The sequence below is a fragment of the Leifsonia poae genome (assembly GCF_027921845.1).
Classification (GTDB): Bacteria; Actinomycetota; Actinomycetes; order Actinomycetales; family Microbacteriaceae; genus Leifsonia; species Leifsonia poae.
On the sequence record NZ_BSEN01000015.1, the window covers coordinates 957637 to 970853 of the forward strand.

The 13217-nt window shown below is 68.7% G+C and carries 10 protein-coding genes; 3 read left to right on the forward strand and 7 right to left on the reverse strand.

Going from position 1 to position 13217, the window contains the following annotated elements; translation table 11 throughout:
- Nucleotides 1–59: 59 nt before the first annotated feature.
- From acnA to dut, 5 genes are all read right to left on the reverse strand, one after another.
- Nucleotides 60–2873: an aconitate hydratase AcnA gene (acnA, locus tag PKE84_RS19375; protein WP_271178876.1), complete on the reverse strand. Its 2814-nt coding sequence runs from the start codon at nt 2871–2873 to the stop codon at nt 60–62.
- A 142-nt stretch (nt 2874–3015) separates the two neighbouring features.
- Complete coding sequence (locus tag PKE84_RS19380) at nt 3016–5391, reverse strand: HAD-IC family P-type ATPase (protein WP_271178877.1); 2376 nt, start codon at nt 5389–5391, stop codon at nt 3016–3018.
- Between the two features lie 3 nt (nt 5392–5394).
- Nucleotides 5395–6156, reverse strand: a complete 762-nt coding sequence (locus PKE84_RS19385; RefSeq protein WP_271178878.1) for a DUF3159 domain-containing protein — start codon at nt 6154–6156, stop codon at nt 5395–5397.
- A 9-nt stretch (nt 6157–6165) separates the two neighbouring features.
- Nucleotides 6166–6792 carry a DUF3710 domain-containing protein gene (locus PKE84_RS19390; protein ID WP_271178879.1) on the reverse strand — a complete coding sequence of 209 codons (627 nt, stop codon included), beginning with the start codon at nt 6790–6792 and terminating at the stop codon, nt 6166–6168.
- On the reverse strand, nt 6789–7247 hold the full coding sequence (gene dut, locus PKE84_RS19395) for a dUTP diphosphatase (protein WP_271178880.1): 459 nt from the start codon (nt 7245–7247) through the stop codon (nt 6789–6791). Before dut ends, PKE84_RS19390 begins: the two co-directional genes overlap by 4 nt.
- A gap of 38 nt (nt 7248–7285) precedes the next feature.
- Here dut and PKE84_RS19400 point away from each other — a divergent pair, with 38 nt between their 5' ends.
- A complete protein-coding gene (locus PKE84_RS19400; protein ID WP_271178881.1) occupies nt 7286–7735 on the forward strand; it encodes a DUF3093 domain-containing protein in 450 nt (149 codons plus the stop codon).
- 6 nt (nt 7736–7741) lie between these two features.
- Here the strand turns inward: PKE84_RS19400 and PKE84_RS19405 are convergent, their stop codons facing one another.
- A complete protein-coding gene (locus tag PKE84_RS19405) occupies nt 7742–8035 on the reverse strand; it encodes a DUF4193 domain-containing protein (protein ID WP_026307201.1) in 294 nt (97 codons plus the stop codon).
- 206 nt (nt 8036–8241) lie between these two features.
- Between PKE84_RS19405 and sepH the strand changes: the two genes are divergently transcribed.
- Nucleotides 8242–9411: a septation protein SepH gene (gene sepH / locus PKE84_RS19410; RefSeq protein WP_271178882.1), complete on the forward strand. Its 1170-nt coding sequence runs from the start codon at nt 8242–8244 to the stop codon at nt 9409–9411.
- Between the two features lies 1 nt (nt 9412).
- Here sepH and PKE84_RS19415 read toward each other — a convergent pair whose 3' ends face one another.
- Nucleotides 9413–10567: an alkaline phosphatase family protein gene (locus tag PKE84_RS19415; RefSeq protein WP_271178883.1), complete on the reverse strand. Its 1155-nt coding sequence runs from the start codon at nt 10565–10567 to the stop codon at nt 9413–9415.
- Nucleotides 10568–10665: 98 nt separating this feature from the next.
- Between PKE84_RS19415 and PKE84_RS19420 the strand changes: the two genes are divergently transcribed.
- Nucleotides 10666–13146 (forward strand): DNA gyrase/topoisomerase IV subunit A, encoded by a 2481-nt coding sequence (locus PKE84_RS19420; protein ID WP_271178884.1) that lies wholly within the window; start codon nt 10666–10668, stop codon nt 13144–13146.
- The last annotated feature ends 71 nt before the right edge of the window (nt 13147–13217 follow it).

Below are 13217 nucleotides of genomic sequence, written 5' to 3' on the forward strand. Positions count from 1 at the left end.
GACGAATCAGAGGTGGCTCGGAAACATCGTTTCCGAGCCACCCCTTGACAGACCGAGCGTCAGACCAGGCTCCGCAGCACGTACTGCAGGATGCCGCCGTTGCGGTAGTAGTCGGCTTCACCTGGCGTGTCGATACGGACGACCGCGTCGAATTCGACCGTCTGCTTGCCCTCGGGCGAGTCGGCGGTCGGTGCGGCGGTCACGTGGACCGTCTTCGGCGTCGTGCCCTCGTTCAGCTGCTCGAGGCCGTCGATCGAGATCAGTTCGGTTCCGTCGAGGCCGAGCGACGCCCAGCTCTCGCCGGCCGGGAACTGCAGCGGGACGACGCCCATGCCGATGAGGTTGGAGCGGTGGATGCGCTCGAAGCTCTCGGTGATCACCGCGCGGACGCCGAGGAGGCTGGTGCCCTTCGCCGCCCAGTCACGCGACGAGCCCGAACCGTACTCCTTGCCGCCCAGGATGACGAGCGGGACGCCCTGCTCCTGATAGTGCTGCGACGCGTCGTAGATGAACGACTGCGGGCCGCCCTCCTGCGTGAAGTCGCGGGTGTAGCCGCCCTCGACGCCGTCGAGGAGCTGGTTCTTGAGCCGGATGTTCGCGAAGGTTCCGCGGATCATCACCTCGTGGTTGCCGCGGCGCGACCCGTAGGAGTTGTAGTCCTTGCGGTCGATGCCGTGCTCGTCGAGGTAGCGGCCGGCGGGGCTGTCCGCCTTGATGTTGCCGGCGGGGCTGATGTGGTCGGTGGTGACCGAGTCGCCGAGCTTCGCCAGCACGCGCGCGCCCTGGATGTTCGTGACCGGCGTGGTCTCCAACGTCATGCCCTCGAAGTACGGGGGTTTGCGCACGTACGTCGACTTCTCGTCCCACTCGAACACCGAACCGGTCGGGGTCGGCAGCGACTTCCAGCGCTCGTCGCCCTCGAACACGCTCGCGTACTCGTGCGTGAACATCCCCTCGTTGATCGAGGAGTCGATGGTCTCCTGCACCTCGGCGGCGTCGGGCCAGATGTCCTTGAGGAACACGTCGTTGCCGTCCTGGTCCTGACCGAGCGCGTCGACCTCGAAGTCGAAGTTCATCGACCCGGCGAGGGCGTACGCGATGACCAGGGGCGGGCTCGCCAGGTAGTTCATCTTGACGTCGGGGTTGATGCGGCCCTCAAAGTTGCGGTTGCCCGAGAGCACCGCGGTCACGGCGAGGTCGTTCTGGTTGACGGCCTGCGAGATCTCCTCGATCAGCGGGCCGGAGTTGCCGATGCAGGTGGTGCAGCCGTAGCCGACCGTGTAGAAACCGAGGTCTTCGAGGTAGCCGGTGAGGCCCGCCTTCTCGTAGTAGTCGGTGACGACCTTCGACCCGGGAGCCAGCGTGGTCTTGACCCAGGGCTTGGACTTCAGGCCCTTCTGCGCCGCGTTGCGGGCGAGCAGACCGGCAGCGAGCATCACCGACGGGTTGGATGTGTTGGTGCACGAGGTGATCGCGGCGATCGCCACGGCTCCGTGGTCGAGCGTGAACGACGTGCCGGTCTCGGCGAGCGTGACCGGGGTCGGACTCGAGGCGGCCTTGGGCGCGTGACTGTGGTGGTGGTGCACGTGCATGCTGTTGGTGTCCTGCGGGCTGAGCTCGCCCGGGTCGGACGCCGGGAACGACTCCGAGATCGTCAGGTCGACGATGTCGTGGTCGATCTCCGCGTAGTCGACGAGGTCCTTCTCGAACTGGTCCTTCGCCTCGGCGAGGACGATGCGGTCCTGCGGGCGCTTCGGGCCGGCGATCGACGGCACGACGGTGCCGAGATCGAGTTCGAGGTACTCGCTGAAGACGGGCTCCGTCGACGGGTCGTGCCAGAGCGACTGCAGCTTGGAGTACTGCTCCACGAGCGCGATCTGCTCCTCGCTACGGCCTGTCAGACGCAGGTAGTCGAGGGTGACGTCGTCGATCGGGAACATGGCGGCGGTGGAGCCGAATTCGGGGCTCATGTTGCCGATGGTGGCCCGGTTCGCGAGCGGCACCTCGGCGACGCCGGCTCCGTAGAACTCCACGAACTTGCCGACGACGCCGTGCTTGCGCAGCATCTGCGTGATGGTGAGCACGACATCCGTCGCCGTCACACCGGTCGGGATGGCGCCGGTGAGCTTGAAGCCGACGACCTTGGGGATGAGCATCGAGACGGGCTGGCCGAGCATGGCCGCCTCGGCCTCGATGCCGCCGACGCCCCAGCCGAGCACGCCGAGGCCGTTGACCATCGTCGTGTGCGAGTCGGTGCCGACGCAGGTGTCGGGGTAGGCCTGGACGGCCCCGCCGACCTCGCGCGTCATGGTGACGCGGGCCAGGTATTCGATGTTGACCTGGTGCACGATGCCGGTTCCCGGCGGGACGACCTTGAAGTCGTCGAAGGCGGTCTGGCCCCAGCGGAGGAACTGGTACCGCTCGCCGTTGCGCTCGTACTCGATGTCGGTGTTGCGCTCGAGTGCGTTCTCGGTGCCGAACAGGTCGGCGATGACGGAGTGGTCGATGACCATCTCGGCCGGCGCGAGCGGGTTGATCTTGTTCGGGTCGCCGCCGAGGGCCGAGACGGCCTCGCGCATCGTGGCGAGGTCGACGATGCAGGGGACGCCGGTGAAGTCCTGCATGATCACGCGCGCCGGCGTGAACTGGATCTCGGTGTCGGGCTCCGACTCGGGGACCCAGCCGCCGAGGGCCCGGATGTGGTCGGCGGTGATGTTCGCGCCGTCTTCTGTGCGCAGCAGGTTCTCGAGGAGAACCTTGAGGCTGAACGGGAGCTTCTCATAGCCCTCGACCTTGTCGATACGGAAGACCTCGTACTCGGTCGACCCGACGGTCAGGGTGTCTTTCGCTCCAAAGCTGTTTACCGCAGACACTGTGCCCTCTCCTTCATTGGCAGGCCTGGTAACGCAAGCCCTCTGTCAATCTTGGTTGTGCGTCGAACTGTGTTTCCAGCAAGGCAAGCCTAAGTCGTCCGGCTGAAAATATATCTTGACGTCAAGATAAATCTACCACGCGTCATTCCCGATCGAAGACCAGCCCGCGGCGCTTCGCGAACCGGTAGAACAGCTCGATCCCGGCGGCGCCGACGGCGCCCACCACGATCCCCCACAGCAGCGCCAGGTCGAGCGACACGTGCATCTCGAAGAACTTCGCGGTGAACGGGATGACGCACACCAGCACCATCGCCGCCGCCACCGCGCCGAGCAGCCCCCACCGTGCCGGACTGAGCGGCCGGGTCAGCACGCAGAGGATCCAGAGCGAGACGCAGAAGAGGGCGATGGTCGTCACGCTGCGCGCCTCGTGCAGCGGGATCGACCGGTACAGCGGCACATACGCCACGACGCAGGTCAGTCCGGCGATCACGCCGGTCGGGATCGAGTACCGCAGGATCCGGCCGAGCACGCCCGCGCGGTAGATGCGCCGGTTCGGCGCCAGAGCCAGGAAGAACGACGGGATGCCGATCGCCAGGGTCGACACCAGCGTGAGCTGCCGCGGCAGGAAGGGGAACGGCCACAGCGCCACCGCACTGACGAGCGCGAGCAGGATGCCGTAGACGGTCTTGGCGAGGAAGATGTTCGAGACCCGCTCTACGTTGGCGATCACCCGGCGCCCGAATGACAGCACATCGGGCAGACGGTCGAAGCGGCTGTCGAGCAGCACGAGACGAGACACGGCCTTGGTCGCCGCTGTCGCATTGCCCATCGCGATGCCGAGGCTGGCATCCTTGATCGCCATCGCGTCGTTGACACCGTCACCGGTCATCGCGACCGTGCGTCCCTGCTCGCGGAGCAGCCCCACGGCAGCACGCTTCTGCTCGGGGCTGACCCGCCCGAAGACGTCGGAGGTGGCCAGGGCGGCGGCGAGCGCCTCATCGTCCGCGAGCACCGAGGCGTCGACGACCTCCCCCGAGAGCCCGAGCCCGCCGGCGATCGCCGCAACCGTCGCCGGGTTGTCCCCCGACATCACGATCACGCGCACGGATTGCTCGGCGAAGTAGCCGAGCGTGGCGGCCGCCTCCGGCCGCACCGTCTCGCTGAGCACCAGCAGCGCGGCCGGCTCCACCGCGAGCCCGGCAATCGGCGCGTGCGAGCCCGCCGGGAGCGCGTCCAGTGCACGCACCAGCGCGAGCGTCCGCTGCCCGGTCGCCGCGACCGTCATGGCCGCAGCCAGCTCATCCGGATGATCGGCCAGCACGCGCTCCGGGGCACCGAGGATCCACGACTGGGAGTCGCCGTCCACCGTGATCACCACCGCGCTGTACTTGGTCGCCGAGCTGAACGGCACGCGCCGGTGCACCCGGAAGCGCTCGGAGCGGAAATGGCTCGACAGGATGCCGGCGGTCGCGTTTCCCGCGTCGTCGCTGCCGAACGCGGCGAGCGCCACCCCGACCTCGTCGTCGCCGATCGCATCGCCGAGCAGCTCGGTGCGGTCGAAGCCGAGCTCGCCGGTCGTGAGCGTGCCGGTTTTGTCGAGGCAAAGCACGTCGACGCGGGCCAGCACCTCGACCGCGGCCAGCTCCTGCACGAGCACCTTGCGCGCCGCGAGCTGGATCGCGGCGACTCCGAACGCGAGGCTGGTGAGCAGCACCAGCCCCTCCGGGATCATCCCGACCACGGCCGCGACCGCGTCGAGCAGTGCGCGCCGCCAGCGGGCGTCGACGAACAGGGTGTTCCAGCCGCCGTAGGTGAGCACCCGTCCGATCAGCGTGATCAGGATGACCGGGCCGAGGATCCACGACAGATAGACCAGGATGCGGTTCGTCGCGTCCCGCAGTTCCGAGTGCACGAGCGTGCGCTTGCGGATCTCGCTGGTCAGCTTGCTCGCGTACGAGTCGGCGCCGACCGCCGTGACCACGGCGAAGCCGGTTCCGCTGGTGACATGCGAGCCGGAGAGGAGCACCGCGCCGTCGTCCTTGAAGACCGGGTCGGACTCCCCGGTCAGCATCGACTCGTCGAGAGCGAGACCCGTGCTCTCGACCACTCGGGCGTCGGCCGGCACCTGATCACCGGCGCGCAGCACCAGCAGGTCGTCGAGCACGACACCTTCGAGTGCCACGGAGACGACCTGCCCGTTGCGCCGCACCCGGCTCTCCGGGGCGGCGAGCAGCGCTGCCCGGTCGAGCACGATCTTCGCGCGCACCTCCTGCACGATGCCGATCAGTGCGTTCACGACGACGACGCCGTAGAAGAAGCCGTCGCGCAGGTCGCCGAGCACGAGCACGGCGATGAAGCACACCGTGAGGATGCCGTTGAACAGCGTGAAGATGTTCTCGCGGAGGATGTCCGCCATCGACCGCGAGGTCGGTTGGTGCTGGGTGTTACCGCGACCGTCCGACAGACGTTCGACGACCTCCGCGCTGGTCAGCCCCTCCCTGGTTCGCGCGTCCAGCATGGCCTACCCCTCGGCCGGCTTCTTCGTGCCGGTGCCCGCGAACTGCCCGCGCACCACGAACCAGGTGATGAGCAGGAGCGGGGCATACAGAGGGACGCCCATGAGGAGCTTGGTGAGGGCGAGCGCGCTGGTCGCGGCGTCGGTGTGCGCAAGATAAAGAGGTACCTGCACCACAAGCCTCGCGGCGAACAGCAGGAACCAGAGGAACGTGAGCGCCTGCATCACCCGGTAGGTGTTCTTGCGCGAGCGCCACGCCAGGCCGTCGCCCATGAGGTAGCCGGCGGCGAGACCGATGAGCGGCCAACCCACCAGGATCGAGATCAGGAGAGCGGCGCCGTAGGCGGCGTTCGTCCAGATGCCCAGGATGAAATTGTCTTCGCCACGTCCGGTGATCAGGGCGAGGATGGCCGAGATCCCGACGCCGAGCAGACCGGCGATCGCCTGGGTCACCGGCGTCTTGCCGATCAGCCGTACGGCGGTGAAGATGATCGCGACCAGCACCGAGCAGCCGATGGAGAGCGGCACGTTCTGCGTGAAGGTGAAGAGGATCAGGAAGACCAGGCCGGGCAGGATGGTCTCCGCCAGCCCGCGGAAGCCGCCGAGCGCGCCGAGGAGAGCCGCGCCGGTCGAGTTCTCGCCGTCGGCGAGCTGTCCGAGACCAGACTTCTGCGCTGCCCGGGCGAGCGACTCCCCGATGGCCGACGGGACGGCGTCGCGGGCGGCGTCGTCCTCGTGTCCCGGGTCCTCCGGGGAACGATCGGTCATGGAACCCGCCTAGAGGGACGTGTAGTCATCGGGGCCGGTCGACGGCGCGGTGGGCATCCGGAGCGGGATGAGGTCGCGCGGCGGCATCGGCGACGAGCCGCGCACCACGACGATGCTGCGGAACAGGTCTTCTACGAGGGCGGCGGCATCCGGCTTGATCGCGGCGTCTCCCGCGATGACACCGCGGAGGAACCAGCGCGGGCCGTCGACGCCGACGAAGCGCGCGACGCGGGTCTCGCCGGGTGCGCCCTGCGGTGCCGCGACAGGGATCTCGGCGACGAGTTCCGGACCGAACACGCCCTCGCGCTCGGTCGTGCGCCCGCCCTGGCGGTTGACCTGATCGGTGATCTGCTCGCGGATCTCGTGCCACAGCCCACTCGAACGCGGAGCGGCGAACGGCTGCACCTGCAGGGTCGAGTTGGCGTAGTCCAGCCCGACGGCGACGACGCGCTGCGTCTCCTCCTCGACCTCGAGCCGGAGGTGCAGACCTTCGCGCGGGAGGATCTTCACGCCGCCGAGGTCGACGTACGGACGCACCGGATTGGCTTCGCTCTCGTCGAGCGGTCCCTCGGTCTCGCGGTCCTCCGGCGCCGACTTCTCCCAGATCTCGGGATCGGTGCTAGACGTATCGCTCACGCGTGTTCTCCTGACTGCGTCACTGTGTATCCGGTCGAGCCGAAGCCTGCGGCTCCTCGGGTGCTCTCCGGAAGGCTCTCGACGGGCACGAACCGGGCCCGGGTGACCGGCATCACGATCAGCTGCGCGATCCGGTCGCCGACGGCGATATCGTACGGCATCGAGCTGTCGGTGTTCAGAACGGTCACGCGGATCTCTCCGCGGTAGCCGGCGTCGACGGTGCCCGGCGAATTCACGATCGTGATGCCGTGCTTGGCGGCGAGGCCGCTGCGCGGGACCACGAAGGCCGCGTAGCCGTCGGGCAGCGCGACCGAGACGCCCGTCGGCACGGTGTGGCGCTGCCCGGGAGCGAGCGTCACGGGCTCGGCGGCGCACAGATCGGCGCCGGCATCGCCCAGGTGGGCGTAGGCGGGGAGCACGTCGGCGACGATCGGAACGTCAACGGTATCGGTCACGTGTCGAGGGTAGTGCAGAAGTCTGATCGAATAGAGCCATGGACCTGTACCGCGAGCGCCTCTACGCTGCCCCCTGGCTCTTCATCTCGAGCGCCCTCGTCATCCCGATCACGATCCTGATCCTCGCGCCGATCGACCTGGCGGTCGGCATCGTCGTCTCGATCATCTTCTACGCCGCGATCGTGGCGGCGTTCATCCTGTCGGCGCCGACCATCCGGGTCACGGCGACCGAGCTGTTCGCGGGCCGGGCGCGCATCCCGCTGTCGCTGATCGGACAACCGGCCGGCTACACGGGCGAGGAGGCGAGCCTCCAGCGCGGGCAGCGCCTCGATGCGCGTGCGTGGCTGCTGATGCGCGGCTTCATCTCCGGGGTCGTCACCGTCCCCGTGCTCGACCCGGACGACCCTGCGCCGTACTGGCTCCTCTCAACAAGAAACCCGGACCAGTTGGTCCGGGTTCTCGATGAGGCTCGCCTCGCGTCAAGCTGACCGCCCTTAGGCTGCGCACTCCACGCAGATCGGTCCGAGCTTCGTCTCGTGATCGATCTGCGAGCGGTGCTTCACCAGGAAGCAGTTCACACAGGTGAACTCGTCCGCCTGGGGCGGCAGCACGACGACGTCGAGGTCGAGGTCCGACAGGTCGGCACCGGGGAGCTCGTAACCACCCGGGTTGTCGGCGTCTTCGACGTCGACGACCCCGGACATCTTGTCCGGCACTCGCTCCTTGAGGGCCTCGATCGACTCTGAGTCGTCTTCGGTCTTCCGCGGTGCGTCGTAATCCGTTGCCATGCCCATCCACTTCTTATACATAACGGCCGATTCTTCGCAATCGGCGGCGATAGTTTGCATCAATCCCAGGGGAATAGCAAACCACTCAAAAAGCTCCCAGGGATTGCTCGGTTTTCAACTTCCGGCACGCCCGCGTTATTCCCTGGAAACCCGCTCCACGCGTGGCATTCTTGGGCCGTACGCCAATAGCTGGGAAGGCATCCACCATGCAGGATCTGAAGGTCATCGGAGTCGAAGACGGAGCGCTCGTCGCCGTCGGCGATGACGGTGAACGTTTCCGCATCGCCATCGACGAAGCACTCCACTCGAAGGTGCGCCAGTTCAGGCAGGAAGCGTCCGCCGCGTCACCCAAACTCTCGCCGCGCGAAGTGCAGGCGCACATCCGCTCCGGCATGTCCGCAGAAGACGTGGCCACGGTCACGGGCGCGCCGCTGGAGTACATCCAGCGGTTCGAAGGTCCCATCGTCGCCGAGCGCGAGCACATCGTCGCCAGCGCCCTGAGCGTGCCCGTGCACACCACGGTCGATGTCGACCCGCTGGGCGAGGGCAACACCTTCGGCGCGGTCATCCGCGACCGCCTGGCCTCCCTCGGCGTCACCGGTGAGCGCTGGGCGAGCTGGAAGGACTCCGAGGCGGGCTGGATCCTCAAGCTCGAGTTCACGGCCGACCAGATCGACCACGATGCGCGCTGGAGCTACGATGCGCGCAAGCACGCACTCTCCCCGCTCAACTCGGAGGCCACGACGCTGTCGCAGGCCGGAGAGCTGAAGGGCGCACTCATCCCCCGGCTGCGGGCCGTGATGCCGCACGACTCCGAACCCGATGAATCGCGGTTCGACAGCGGCGCGTTCACGTTCCCCGAACCGCCGAGCGACCTGATCGGTCCCGACACGGCCCCGTTCCTCGAGCCGCTGGTCTATGGTCGCACGCTGACCTCCGCCAACAACTCGATCTCGGTGTCCGCGATCAAGCGGGCCGACGACGAGACGCCGCGCGACCTGCACCAGACCGCCGACCTGCTCGAGGCGCTCCGGCGCCGTCGCGGAGAGCGCGAGGCCGCCACCTACGAAGAGCGCACCGAACCGTCCGTCGAGCTGGCGGACGCGCCCGTCGAGGCACCCGTGCCCGTGCGCGTGATCGACGAGCCGTTCGACATCTTCGAACCGCTGCGCGAGGACTCGCCGGAGGGCACGCCCCCGAACGCTCCCGTCTCGTCGGCGGCGTCGGCTCCGTCGTCGGTGATCTCGTCGTCGTCTTCGTCGTCTTCGTCAGGCGCCACCGGGCCGCAGCCGCGGGCCGGCAAGAAGGGCCGCGCGTCGATGCCGAGCTGGGACGAGATCGTCTTCGGCGCGCGCACCGACGACGACCTGGCCTGAGTCAGCGCGTACTCGACGCGAACGCTCCGAACCGGAGCAGCGGGACACGCGTCTCGTCGGCGGTGAGCGAACCGTGCTGGCCGATCATGTTCTGCCCCGTGCGTGACGGATCGCGCGAGTCGTAATAGGCGATCCGCTTGCGGGCGGCCACCAGCACATCGCCGATGCGCGGCAGGACCTCCGGAGCCACCTCCGGACCGAACCACCCCATCGCCACGGCCTCGTCCCTGGTCGCAACCCATGCGCGGTCGCCCTCGACGTCGCGCCAGCGCTCGGCCAGCTGCGTCGCCGCCTCGGCCCCGGGGGTCTCGAGATAGAGATGCAGCAGTCGCGGCTCTCCGCCGATGGCCGAGACCCCGTCGACCAGTTCGGGAGCGGTGTCGAACAGCACGTGCCCGCTCGACGGAACATCGATCACGCCGTGGTCGGCCGTGAGCAGCGCGCCGTGCCGCGGACCGAGCCGTCTCCTGAACGACGCGACCAGCGCATCCAGGGTCTCGAGGGCATCCGTCCAGTCGGGCGACTCCCAGCCGCGCGCATGGGCGAGCTGGTCAAGCTCAGACACGTAGAGGTAGGTGAGCCCCGGACCTGGCGTCTGCACGATCCGCTCGGCCTCGGCGAAGCGCTCCGCCATCGTGCGACCGCCGACGTACTCGGCCCCGCGCAGGATCGCGTGCGTGAACCCGGAGTCGCTGTGCTTCGGCATCCCGATCGCCCAGCTGTGCACGCCGTTCTCCGCCGCCTCCTCGAACACGGTGCGCGATCGCTGCCAGATCGCAGGATCGAGCCGACCGTCCCAGCCGTTCAGCTGGTTGACGAGACGACCATTGACGGTATCCCGCACCTTGTATCCGACGAGACCGTGCTCGCCCGGGTACGTCCCCGTCGCGAGGGTGGCCAGCGCGGCCGCGGTCGTGGTCGGGAAGCCGGCATCGATCGTCGTGGTCTTGCCGAGGAGCGACGCCAGGGTCCTGGCGTGACCGGCGCGGGAGCGGAGCGCGGCGGCCCCGAGTCCGTCGACGACGATGACGACCGCGTGATCGACGGCCGGGAGGTCCAGCTCGTTGGCTTCACCGGCGAGCGCGGCCGAGCAACTTGGCAGAACAGCGGCAAGGCTCGAACGCGTGGTGAAGGCGGCCGGTAGCATGGGGGGCATCCGGCCCAGTTTGTCATACGGCGTCCGACCGCACGAGGTGGCGCACGACGAACGGGGCCGGCACCGTGAGACCCCTCTCCCTTCCCGAGATTGCACGAATGACACCGACAGACGACCAGCCCGGCGCGGGCACCACCGAACGCATCGAAGACGTCGACGTCACGACCGAGATGCAGGGCTCGTTCCTCGAGTACGCCTATTCGGTGATCTACTCCCGCGCCCTCCCGGATGCCCGTGACGGACTCAAGCCGGTGCAGCGGCGCATCCTGTACCAGATGACCGAGATGGGGCTGCGGCCCGACCGCGGACACGTGAAGTCCGCGCGCGTCACCGGCGAAGTGATGGGAAAGCTGCACCCGCACGGCGACAGCGCCATCTACGACGCCCTCGTGCGCATGGCGCAGGACTTCACGCTGCGCGTTCCCCTGATCGACGGCCACGGCAACTTCGGCTCCCTCGACGACGGCCCGGCCGCCCCGCGCTACACCGAGGCCCGTCTGGCCGCGGCCGCGCTCGCGCTCACCGAAGACCTCGACGAAGACGTGGTCGACTTCGTCCCCAACTACGACAACCAGCTCATGCAGCCGGACGTGCTGCCTGCGGCCTTCCCCAACCTGCTCGTCAACGGCGCCAGCGGCATCGCGGTCGGCATGGCCACCAACATGGCGCCCCACAACCTCATCGAGGTCGTGGGGGCGGCCCGCCACCTCCTGGCGAATCCGGATGCCACGCTGGATGACCTCATGGAGTACGTCCCCGGTCCCGACCTGCCGACCGGCGGCACCATCGTCGGCCTCGCCGGCGTCCGCGACGCGTATGCGACCGGCCGCGGCAGCTTCAAGACCAGGGCCAAGGTCTCGGTCGAGTCGATCACCGCGCGCAAGAGCGGGCTCGTCGTCACGGAGCTCCCCTACCTCGTCGGCCCCGAGAAGGTCATCGAGAAGATCAAAGACGGCGTCAACTCCAAGAAGCTCTCCGGCATCTCCGACGTCACCGACCTCAGCGACCGCCAGCACGGCCTCCGGCTCGTCATCGGCATCAAGACGGGCTTCAGCCCCGAGGCTGTGCTCGAGCAGCTCTACCGGCACACGCCGCTCGAAGACGGCTTCTCGATCAACAATGTCGCGCTCGTCGAGGGCGGCCCGCAGACGCTCGGGCTCCGCGAGCTCCTCACCGTCTACATCGACCACCGCGTGCGCGTGGTCACGCGCCGCTCCGAGTTCCGCCTCGCCCGCCGCAAAGAACGGCTGCACCTGGTCGAGGGTCTGCTCATCGCCATCGTCGACATCGACGAGGTCATCCAGGTCATCCGCACCAGCGACGACACGGAGCAGGCACGCACGCGCTTGATGGACGTCTTCGACCTCAGCACACTGCAGGCCGACTACATCCTCGAGCTGCGTCTGCGCCGCCTCACGAAGTTCTCGCGCATCGAGCTCGAGAACGAGAAGGCCCAGCTCGAGGCGGAGATCGCCGAGCTCGAGGAACTGCTGAGCAGCCGCGAAAGCATCAACGCGCTGGTCTCCGACGAGCTCGAGCAGGTGGCCGCCAAGTTCGGCACGCCGCGCCGCACGCTGCTCACGGAGGCCCGCCCGTCCATCGCCACGGCGTCGGTGCGCGGCAAGCAGCCCGTCGTGCTCGAGGTGGCGGATGTGCCCTGCCGCGTGCTCCTGTCGACGACCGGCCGCATCCTGCGCGTCGATCAGCAGCCGGATGACGAGGGCGGCCTCGACCGCATCGCCGCGCCGGCACGGCGCAGCAAGCACGACGCGATCCTCTCGCAGCTCGACACCACCACGCGCACCGAGATCGGCGCCGTGACGAACACGGGCCGGCTCATCCGGTTCTCCCCCGTCGACCTGCCGGCCGTGCCCGTGAACTCGGTACAGCTCGGCGCCGGAGTGAAGGTCGGCGACTACCTGGCCCTCGCCGATCGCTCGGAGAAGATCCTCGCCGTGGTCTCCCTGACCTCGCCGAAGTCGATCGCGCTCGGCACCCGGCAGGGCGTCGTGAAGCGCGTGACGGCCGGCGACTGGGCGAACAAGCCCGAGTTCGAGATCATCGCTCTCAAGCCCGGCGACGCGGTCGTCGGCGCCGTGCAGGGCGACGACACCGACGAGCTCGTGTTCGTGGCCAGCGACAGCCAGCTGCTGCGCTTCCCGGCGTCCGCCGTGCGCCCCCAGGGGCGCGCCGCCGGCGGCATGGCCGGCATCAACCTCGGCGCGGATGCGCGGGTCGTCCACTTCACGAGCATCCCGGCCGAGGAGCGCGACGAGGTCGTCGTGGTGACGATCGCCACGGGCGGCGACACGCTGCTCGGCGCCGACCCCGGCAGCGGCAAGGTGAGCGACTTCTCGGAGTTCCCGGCTAAGGGACGCGCGACCGGCGGTGTCCGCTCGCAGCGCTTCCTCAAGGGCGAGACGGAGGTCGCGCTCGCCTGGGCCGGCCGGGCCCCCGCCCTCGCCGTCGGGCCGGACGGCGCCGCGCGCGTGCTTCCAGAGGGCGGCTCACGCCGCGACGCCTCCGGCACCCCGCTCGACATGGTCGTCAGCTCGATCGGCCGCCGCCTCGGCGCCTAGCGCCCCGCGCCCAGCACCCGCGCCCATACGCGCCTGCGCTCGCACCCACGTGCGATCGCACCCACGCGATC

What these genes read in the sequence shown, in the direction of transcription:
- PKE84_RS19380 (WP_271178877.1), bottom strand. Translation starts at nt 5,391, where the DNA reads ATGCTGGACGCGCGAACCAGGGAGGGGCTGACCAGCGCGGAGGTCGTC.
- PKE84_RS19385 (WP_271178878.1), bottom strand. Translation starts at nt 6,156, where the DNA reads ATGACCGATCGTTCCCCGGAGGACCCGGGACACGAGGACGACGCCGCC.
- PKE84_RS19400 (WP_271178881.1), top strand. Translation starts at nt 7,286, where the DNA reads ATGGACCTGTACCGCGAGCGCCTCTACGCTGCCCCCTGGCTCTTCATC.
- PKE84_RS19405 (WP_026307201.1), bottom strand. Translation starts at nt 8,035, where the DNA reads ATGGCAACGGATTACGACGCACCGCGGAAGACCGAAGACGACTCAGAG.
- sepH (WP_271178882.1), top strand. Translation starts at nt 8,242, where the DNA reads ATGCAGGATCTGAAGGTCATCGGAGTCGAAGACGGAGCGCTCGTCGCC.
- PKE84_RS19415 (WP_271178883.1), bottom strand. Translation starts at nt 10,567, where the DNA reads ATGCCCCCCATGCTACCGGCCGCCTTCACCACGCGTTCGAGCCTTGCC.
- PKE84_RS19420 (WP_271178884.1), top strand. Translation starts at nt 10,666, where the DNA reads ATGACACCGACAGACGACCAGCCCGGCGCGGGCACCACCGAACGCATC.